Consider the following 9,125-nt stretch of genomic DNA (forward strand, 5'->3'; position numbering starts at 1 on the left):
TAGTGGGTTTATCTTGGACTTCTTCGTTATTTGCTTTACCATTAGCTTTATGGAGAGCACAAGAAAAAGCTGGTTTATTCGTAATAGCTAACATCAGTAAATCAATACTAATAATGTTGGTAGCATCATTTCTAATAATAGTTCTAGGTTTAGGTGCAGAAGGAGTACTGTTATCACATTTTATTATAAGTGTTATTTTTGTGATTATTTCCTTTGCAGTTTCTAGGAGATCGATCAATATTAATTTGAATAGAACTTATATAATAAATAGCCTTATTTTTAGTATTCCATTATTACCACATGTTGCTAGTAGCTGGATTATAAAGTCTTCTGATAGAGTTATTTTAGAAAAATTTGTAGATTTAGGTGAGTTGGGACTTTATAGTTTAGGTGCTCAAATTGCTACAGTATTATCTTTATTTTATACAGGTGTAAACAATGCTCTTGTGCCAAGGTATACAAGGTTGAGAAAGGATGGGAATAGTACAGAAGCAAAACAGCTATTAAGGATATTTGGAATAATTATCATATTGACAGGGATTATTTCCATTCCAATTGCAATTTTTGCAGTGAGCTTGTTAACTTCTTCCAATTATAGCGGTGCTATCGCCTTCATACCTGTACTTATAATAGGTGAGATAATAAAAGGTTTCTATTTTATACCCGTCGCAAAATTATTTTATACTAAATCAACAAAAAGTATTGCTACAAGTAGTATTATCGCTGCAATAGCTAATATTATAATTAACTTTTTGCTAATACCATATATCGGTGCATATGGGGCAGCAGTTTCTACTATTTTCGCAGAGCTGATTAGATTTACCTTAATATTTTTAGCTAGTAAGAAAAGTAAGCAACTGAAAGTGATGAATTTAACTAAAGAAGGGAATTGAAAGTTATGTCAAAAATCTTAGTTACTGGTGCAGATGGATTTATTGGATCCCATCTAACAGAAGAATTGGTAAAAGCAGGGCACGATGTAAAAGCATTTGTGTATTACAATTCATTTAATTCATGGGGCTGGTTAGATACATTCCCAAAAGAGATTCTTAATGAAATAGAGGTTTTTGCAGGGGATGTCCGGGATCCTAATGGAGTGAAAGAGTCAATGAAAGATGTAGATGAGGTTTATCATTTGGCAGCTTTAATAGCAATTCCATTTAGTTACCATTCCCCAGATTCTTATGTGGACACAAACATAAAGGGTACATTAAATGTCTTACAAGCTGCTCGTGAATTAGAAACAAAGAGATTATTAGTAACTTCGACTTCTGAGGTATATGGAACAGCACAATATGTACCAATTGACGAAAAACATCCATTTCAAGGCCAATCACCTTATTCCGCTACAAAGATTGGCGCCGATAGAATAGCTGAATCATTTTATAGAAGTTTTAACTCACCATTAACTATTGTTAGACCATTTAATACATATGGCCCAAGACAATCAGCAAGAGCAGTTATACCAACTATTATTACACAGCTTTTGGCAGGCAAAGAAGAAATAGAATTAGGAGCATTGACACCAACAAGAGATTTTAACTATGTGAAAGATACTGTGCAAGGATTTATAGAGATTGCTAAGACAGATAATACGATTGGTGAAGAAGTTAATATCGCCACACAGCAGGAAATATCGATCGGTCAATTGGCTCAGGAGTTAATTAAACAAATTAACCCAAATGCAAAAATAATTACTGAAGAAGAAAGAATGCGACCAGTAAACAGTGAAGTAAATAGACTATTGGGTGCAAACGAAAAAATCCAAAAGTTAACGGATTGGAAACCGAAGTACACTTTAGAAACTGGGTTAGCTGAGACGATAGAATTCTTAAAAAATAATTTAGATAAATACAAAACAGATATTTATAACATTTAAGGGAGAATTAAATATGATACCTTTGTCTGTGCCGAATTTAAAGGGAAATGAATTAAAATATGTAACAGAAGCAGTAGAAGCCGAGTGGGTTTCTACGGGAGGCAGTTTTATTAATAAGTTCGAAAATGATATAGCAAATTACTTAAAAGTGGAGCAAGCAGTAGCAACGCAGAGCGGGACAGCAGGACTCCATCTTGCTCTTAACCTTGCTGAAGTTGAAAGAGGGGATGAGGTCATTGTTCCTACATTGACCTTTATAGCTACTGTTAACCCAGTCAAGTATATTGGCGCTGAGCCTATATTCATGGATTGTGATGAAACATTAAATATGGATATAGACAAATTGGAGAAATTCTGTGAAACAGAGTGTTATTTAAGTGATAACGGCTTAGTGAATAAAAAGACCAATAAGGTAATAAGAGCGGTTGTAATTGTTCATGTGTTTGGTAATATGGCTAATATGGAAAAGTTAATGGAAGTCGCAACAAAATATAATCTGAAAGTTGTGGAAGATGCAACCGAGGCATTAGGCACATACTATACGTCTGGTAAGTATGTAAATAAATTTTCAGGTACGATCGGGGACTTCGGTATATATTCTTTTAATGGTAATAAGATTATAACCACTGGTGGTGGAGGAATGCTAGTGGCTAAAGATAAAAGTTTAGCCGAGAAAGCAAGATATCTTTCAACTCAAGCAAAAGATGATAGTTTATATTATATTCATAATGAAGTGGGATATAACTACCGAATGACTAATGTCCAAGCTGCTATTGGAGTGGCTCAATTGGAAAAACTAGAAGAATTTATTCATATTAAAAAGACAAATTATGAATTGTATAAAAAAAGTATTGATGAAATTCAAGGATTATCTTTACTAAATTTTAATAAAGGTACGAGAGCAAATTATTGGTTCTACTCTTTACTGATTGAAAATGATAATTATGGCATAGACATGGATTCTTTACTATTGAATTTAAATGAAAATAGTGTTCAAACTAGACCTATCTGGGGTTTGATACACAAACAGTCTCCATATTTATCCAATCAGAATTTTGAAATTGAAAAAGCAACAAAATATATTGATAATGTATTGAATTTACCATGTAGCTCTAATCTAACTCGAGAAGAAGTTTTAAGAGTTACAGATATTTTAAAGAATCTTAAATCATGAAAAGAGGGATTTTATGAGCCTGAATGATTTATTTATTAATGAGCATATTTCTATAAAAGAGGCTATAAAAAAGTTAGACGACACTGCTAAGAGAATATTGCTTGTAACTACTAATGAAGATACTTTATTAGGAATTGTAACAGATGGTGACGTGAGAAGGTGGATACTGAAAAATGGTGATATGTCAGAAAATGTATCATTAATAATGAACAAAGAACCAAAGTTTATTTATGAAAAAGATATAATTCACGCCAAGGAAATCTTAAAAGAAAAAATGATTGAAGCAATCCCTGTATTAAATGGTAATAAGCAGGTAATCGATATTGTATTTTGGAATGATAAGTTTAATAGAAAATTAAATTACTTTGAAAAATTAGAAAATCCAGTTGTGATTATGGCTGGGGGGAAAGGTACTAGGTTAGAACCATATACCAAGATTCTTCCTAAACCTTTAATTCCAATAGGTGAGACTCCAATTGTGGAGAGAATTATTAATAGGTTCAATGAATATGGTTGTAGTAATTATTATATGACGGTAAATTATAAAAAGAATATGATTAAAGCGCATTTTAATGATATAGCTAGAAGTTATTCTGTAGGTTATGTTGAAGAAGATAATCCACTAGGTACGGCAGGTAGTCTCTACTTACTAAAAGACAAATTACAGGATACATTTTTTTGTTAGTAATTGCGATATTTTAATCGATGGTAATTACTCTGATATGATGAAGTATCATAAAGAAAATAATAATAAAATTACCTTAATAAGCTCATTAAAACATTATACAATACCATATGGTGTTATAGAGATTGATGATGTTACTAGCGGTGCAAAAAAATGGTGGAAAAGCCAGAATATGATTATTTAGTAAATACTGGAATGTATATTTTAGAACCCGATTGTTTAAAAGATATACCAGAAAATACCTCTTATCATATAACTGAATTAATAAATCAGTATATAGAAAATGGCGAGAAAATTGGAGTATATCCTGTAAGTGAAAATTCTTGGCTAGACATGGGACAATTTACAGAAATGGAAAATATGTTAGAAAAACTGGGAGTTAAATAATGGAAGATATTATATTACTTGGTGGCGGGGGACATGCCAAAAGTATTATAGATTCATTAAAAAGTAACGCTGAATATAAAATAATTGGTATTTTAGATATGAAAAACAAAATTGGTAAGATAGTTAATGGCGTTGAAGTTATTGGACAAGATAGTGATCTAGCTTATTTTTATGAACAAGGGATAAAGCATGCATTTGTTACAGTAGGAGCCTTAGGAGATAACAGCATAAGAATAAAATTATTTAGGTTAGCTAAAAGCATTGGTTATAATTTTCCTGCAATTATAGACAAAACAGCGATAGTCTCGGAAACAGCACAGATTCGAGAAGGTACATTTATAGGAAAAGGCGCTATAATCAACACCAATGTAACAGTTGGAGAAAATTGTATTATTAATACAGGGGTAATAATTGATCATGATTGTTTCATAAATTCTTCTGTGCATTTAGCCCCTGGAACAACTTTAAGTGGTGAAGTACATATAGGAAATGGATCTCATCTTGGAACTAATTCTACTGTAATTCAAGATATAACAATAGGTTCTAACACAATTATTGGAGCAGGAAGTGTTGTGGTTAAGAATATCGAGAGTAATAAAAAGGCATATGGTAATCCTTGTAGGGTGGTGTAGAAATGACAAACGTATTTATTATTGCAGAAGCCGGAGTCAATCATAATGGAAGTATAGAACTTGCAAAGAAGCTTATTGATGAAGCAAGTAATGCTGGAGCAGATGCGGTAAAGTTCCAAAGTTTTAAAGCAGATAATTTAGTTACTAAAAATGCTCAAAAAGCTGATTATCAAAAAGAAGCAACTGAAAAAAGTGAAAACCAGTTTTCAATGATAAGGAAATTAGAATTGGATTACGAAAAGCATCAGGAGTTAATTGATTATTGTAATTCTAAAGGAATAATGTTTCTGTCTTCACCTTTTGATTTAGAGAGTATTGACTTATTATCAAATTTAGGGTTAGAGATATTTAAAGTCCCTTCTGGTGAAATAAATAATGTCCCTTATTTACGAAAAATAGGTTCATTAAAAAAGGATGTAATCGTATCTACTGGAATGGCAACAATGGGAGAAATTGAATTCGCTCTATCTATTTTAAAAGAAAGTGGAACAGGTAAAATAACAGTTCTCCATTGTAATACTGAGTACCCAACTCCGATGAGAGATGTTAATCTCTCAGCAATGAATACTGTTAAAGATGGATTAAAAGTAGAAGTTGGATATTCTGATCATACATTAGGTATAGAAATTCCTATAGCTGCTGTAGCACTAGGTGCAAAAGTAATTGAGAAACATTTCACTTTAGATAAACAGATGGAAGGTCCTGATCATAGAGCAAGTCTTGAACCAAAAGAGTTAAAGGCTATGGTACAAGCAATAAGAAATATTGAAAAGGCAATAGGGAACGGGGTTAAAACACCGTCGTATTCAGAAAGTAAAAACATTAAGATTGCAAGGAAAAGTATTGTTGCAAGTTGTGATATTAAAAAAGGTCAATTATTCTCAGAGGGAAATATTGATATTAAAAGACCAGGTGATGGTCTCTCTCCAGTTTTTTGGGACCAGCTAATTGGTAAAGAGGCTAAAAGGGATTATACAAAAGACGAGTTGATTGAGTTATGAAGAAAGTATGTATTATTACTGGAACAAGAGCTGAATATGGTTTATTAAAACCTCTAATCATTAAAGTAGAGAAAGATGAAGATTTAGAGTTACAATTAATTGCTACAGGAATGCATCTGTCACCAGAGTTTGGTTTAACCTATAAGGAAATAGAAGAAGATGGTTTTAGTGTACATGAAAAAATTGAGATTCTACTTAGCTCTGATTCTTCTATTGGGATTTCAAAGTCGATGGGTTTGGCAATGGTTAGTTTTGCTGAATGTTTCGGTCGTATTAAACCAGATTTGGTAATTATTTTAGGGGATCGTTTTGAAATATTTTCTGCTGTTAGCGCAGCCTCTGTAATGCAAATACCAGTTGCTCACTTACATGGTGGTGAGACAACTGAGGGGGCATTCGATGAGGCGTTCCGCCATTCGATTACTAAAATGAGTTTCTTACACTTTACTAGTACTGAAGAATATAGAAACAGAGTTATTCAACTTGGAGAAGATCCTTCAAGAGTTTTTAATGTTGGTGCAATTGGGATTGAAAGTATTAAAACCCTAAATTTGCTTTCTAGAAAGGAACTGGAAGAAAGAATTGGTTTCCAATTGGATAGTAAATATGCTTTAGTTACCTTTCATCCAGTTACATTAGAAAGTAACACATCCCAAAGTCAGTTTAAAAGCCTTTTATCAGCTATAGATCGAACTAAAAATCTAAAAGTTATCTTCACTAAAGCAAATTCAGATACTGATGGTAGAATTATTAATCAGATGATAGATGATTATGTTAAGAATAATAGAAACAAGGCAATTGCATTCAAATCAATGGGCCAATTAAGATATTTGAGTGCTATGAAATATGCTGCTGCTATAATTGGGAACTCATCTAGTGGTATTTTAGAAGCACCTTCCTTCGGTGTGCCTACAGTAAACATTGGTGACAGACAAAAAGGTAGGATTCAAGCAGATTCAGTTTATAATTGTGAACCAATTGAAGAAAATATTTATAATACAATTAATAGAGCCATAAGAAATTCATTTAAAGACAATATTAATACTCCATACGGCGATGGAAGTGTATCTAGGAAAATATTAAAAAACATAAAAGAGTTATTAAATGGCCCTATTAGTATGAAGAAATCATTTTATGACCTGTAAAGAGAGGTGATTTTATTCTCATGATTAAACAGAAGAAGATTTTAGCTGTCATACCCGCACGTAGTGGTTCCAAAGGACTTAAAGATAAAAATATTAAAGATTTAAATGGCAAGCCGATGATAGCTTATACAATCGAAGCTGCTATACAAAGTGGTGTTTTTACTGATATTATTGTTTCAACAGATTCAATAAAATATGCTAATATTGCTAAGGAATATGGGGCAACAGTTCCTTTCTTAAGGCCCGAGGAGTTGGCTACAGATCGTTCTAGTAGCATAGATATGATAGACTATACAATTTCTGAATTAAATAATAGAGGTTTAAGGTACGAAAATTTTATGTTATTACAACCTACTTCACCGTTGAGAAAAGCTAGTGATATAATAAATGCATTTAATTTATTTAATGAGAAAAAAGCTAACTCTGTTGTTAGTGTGTGCGAAACTGAGCATTCACCTAAATTAATGAATACATTAAACAGTACGTTACGTATGGATAGTTTTTTAGAAATAGAATCCAATAGAAGAAGGCAAGAATTACCTACATACTATAGATTGAATGGAGCAATCTATTTAAGTAACATAGACTATTTCCTTAGATACAAGCATTTTTATAAAGATAAATGTTATGCATATATTATGGAACAGAAAAATTCAATAGATATTGATTCAGAAGTTGAATTTGAATTAGTAAAAGTATTGATGAATAAACATGGTATTAGTTGAGGTATTAAGGTAATTCTTTGGTTATAAATTAATCTATGTTTTAATGTTCAAAACATGTTTATAGAACTAGAACTAGCTATTAATGAATGTTCAGTTACCTTTGTTTCAACAGATTGCCTATTAAGATGTTAGATTTAAAAAAGGAATATTTCAAAAAAAGGATCATAGAGTTTTTAAAATTGAATGTTGACTATTTTTAAAGATTATTTGAATATAGCCTACCACAATTGAATTATCTTAATAATGGGAGTGAGTTTCGTGAAAATATCGGTAGCAGGTACCGGATACGTCGGACTATCCAATGCCGTGCTTTTAGCACAAAATAATGAAGTAATTGCACTTGATATTAACCAGGAAAAAGTAGATATGATTAATAATAAGAAATCTCCGATTGATGATGAAGAGATTCATACGTTTTTAGAAAAAAAGAACTAAATTTAGAAGCTACTTTGGATCCAAAAGCAGCTTTTAAAAATGCTGAATATGTAATCATTTCGACTCCTACAAATTATGATCCAGAGAAGAATTACTTTAATACAAGCTCGGTTGAATCAGTAATCGAAACAGTTATTGATGTGAACCCGAATGCTGTCATGATTATCAAATCAACCATCCCAGTAGGATATACAAAGTCAGTACGTGAGAAATTTGAGACTGATAACATTATTTTCTCTCCAGAATTTCTAAGAGAAGGTAGAGCACTATATGATAATTTATATCCATCACGAATTATTGTCGGCGAGCAGTCAGAACGTGCGAAAAAGTTTGCTGAATTATTAGCAGAAGGTGCGAATAAGAAAGATATTCCTGTGTTATTTACGGATTCTACCGAAGCAGAGGCAATTAAATTGTTTGCTAATACTTACTTAGCTAATAGAGTTGCATTTTTTAACGAGTTAGATTCCTATGCAGAAGTTAGAGGGTTAGATTCAAAACAAATTATTGAAGGTATTGGACTGGATCCGCGTATAGGTAGTCACTATAACAATCCTTCTTTTGGCTATGGAGGATATTGTCTACCAAAGGATACAAAACAGTTATTAGCTAATTATGCAGATGTTCCAAATAATATTATGACTGCTATTGTAGATGCAAACAGAACAAGGAAAGATCATGTTGCCGAAATGATTATAAAAAGAGATCCTAAAGTTGTGGGTATATACAGACTTACTATGAAAACAGACTCAGATAACTTTAGACAGTCAGCAATCCAAGGTGTGATGAAAAGAATTAAAGCCGAGGGAATTGAAGTTATTGTGTATGAGCCAGCTTTTCTAGAAGAAACATTCTACAACTCTAAGGTAGTTAATGATTTAGAAAAGTTTAAAAGAATTTCTGATGTAATAGTAGCCAACCGTTTGTCAGATGTTTTACGTGAGGTTAAGGATAAGGTATATACGAGGGATTTGTTTAGTAGGGATTAAAAAAATTCAGCCCGTTCTGTCTTAATTTAACTTAGCGGGCTTTTATTAGCAGAAGAAAAAAATGTCAGCCATC

At 32.1% G+C, this 9,125-nt stretch carries 9 protein-coding genes and 1 pseudogene; all 10 read left to right on the top strand.

Going from position 1 to position 9,125, the window contains the following annotated elements:
- Window positions 1–893: lipopolysaccharide biosynthesis protein (locus OMHG_RS02820; RefSeq protein WP_161603054.1), on the top strand; the 893-nt coding region annotated here is incomplete at its 5' end.
- Between the two features lie 5 nt (window positions 894–898).
- Entirely contained in the window at window positions 899–1,879 is a 981-nt protein-coding gene (locus tag OMHG_RS02825; protein WP_010648139.1) for an NAD-dependent 4,6-dehydratase LegB, read from the top strand.
- Between the two features lie 13 nt (window positions 1,880–1,892).
- The gene (locus tag OMHG_RS02830; protein ID WP_010648140.1) at window positions 1,893–3,053 is read left to right on the top strand and encodes a LegC family aminotransferase; all 1,161 of its coding nucleotides are present in this window, start codon (window positions 1,893–1,895) and stop codon (window positions 3,051–3,053) included.
- Window positions 3,054–3,066: 13 nt separating this feature from the next.
- On the top strand, window positions 3,067–3,738 hold the full coding sequence (locus tag OMHG_RS18695; protein ID WP_202594341.1) for a sugar phosphate nucleotidyltransferase: 672 nt from the start codon (window positions 3,067–3,069) through the stop codon (window positions 3,736–3,738).
- Window positions 3,739–3,891: 153 nt separating this feature from the next.
- Window positions 3,892–4,125, top strand: coding sequence for a sugar phosphate nucleotidyltransferase (locus OMHG_RS18700; protein WP_202594342.1), 234 nt, complete (start codon window positions 3,892–3,894; stop codon window positions 4,123–4,125).
- Window positions 4,125–4,757 carry an acetyltransferase gene (locus tag OMHG_RS02840; protein WP_010648142.1) on the top strand — a complete coding sequence of 211 codons (633 nt, stop codon included), beginning with the start codon at window positions 4,125–4,127 and terminating at the stop codon, window positions 4,755–4,757. Before OMHG_RS18700 ends, OMHG_RS02840 begins: the two co-directional genes overlap by 1 nt.
- Before the next feature lie 2 nt (window positions 4,758–4,759).
- Window positions 4,760–5,758, top strand: a complete 999-nt coding sequence (gene neuB / locus OMHG_RS02845) for an N-acetylneuraminate synthase (protein WP_010648144.1) — start codon at window positions 4,760–4,762, stop codon at window positions 5,756–5,758.
- Window positions 5,755–6,903 (top strand): UDP-N-acetylglucosamine 2-epimerase, encoded by a 1,149-nt coding sequence (neuC, locus tag OMHG_RS02850; RefSeq protein WP_010648145.1) that lies wholly within the window; start codon window positions 5,755–5,757, stop codon window positions 6,901–6,903. The genes neuB and neuC overlap by 4 nt, the downstream gene beginning before the upstream one ends.
- Window positions 6,904–6,923: 20 nt before the next feature.
- The gene (locus OMHG_RS02855) at window positions 6,924–7,628 is read left to right on the top strand and encodes an acylneuraminate cytidylyltransferase family protein (RefSeq protein WP_010648147.1); all 705 of its coding nucleotides are present in this window, start codon (window positions 6,924–6,926) and stop codon (window positions 7,626–7,628) included.
- A 258-nt stretch (window positions 7,629–7,886) separates the two neighbouring features.
- A pseudogene (locus tag OMHG_RS02860) lies at window positions 7,887–9,052 on the top strand (nucleotide sugar dehydrogenase).
- The last annotated feature ends 73 nt before the right edge of the window (window positions 9,053–9,125 follow it).

Origin of the sequence: Oceanobacillus massiliensis str. N'diop (assembly GCF_000285495.1) — a bacterium.
Taxonomy (GTDB): Bacteria; Bacillota; Bacilli; order Bacillales; family Amphibacillaceae; genus Oceanobacillus; species Oceanobacillus massiliensis.

Coding starts and splice junctions, on each gene's coding strand:
- OMHG_RS02825 (WP_010648139.1), top strand. CDS start 899: ATGTCAAAAATCTTAGTTACTGGTGCAGATGGATTTATTGGATCCCAT.
- OMHG_RS02830 (WP_010648140.1), top strand. CDS start 1,893: ATGATACCTTTGTCTGTGCCGAATTTAAAGGGAAATGAATTAAAATAT.
- OMHG_RS18695 (WP_202594341.1), top strand. CDS start 3,067: ATGAGCCTGAATGATTTATTTATTAATGAGCATATTTCTATAAAAGAG.
- OMHG_RS18700 (WP_202594342.1), top strand. CDS start 3,892: ATGGTGGAAAAGCCAGAATATGATTATTTAGTAAATACTGGAATGTAT.
- OMHG_RS02840 (WP_010648142.1), top strand. CDS start 4,125: ATGGAAGATATTATATTACTTGGTGGCGGGGGACATGCCAAAAGTATT.
- neuB (WP_010648144.1), top strand. CDS start 4,760: ATGACAAACGTATTTATTATTGCAGAAGCCGGAGTCAATCATAATGGA.
- neuC (WP_010648145.1), top strand. CDS start 5,755: ATGAAGAAAGTATGTATTATTACTGGAACAAGAGCTGAATATGGTTTA.
- OMHG_RS02855 (WP_010648147.1), top strand. CDS start 6,924: ATGATTAAACAGAAGAAGATTTTAGCTGTCATACCCGCACGTAGTGGT.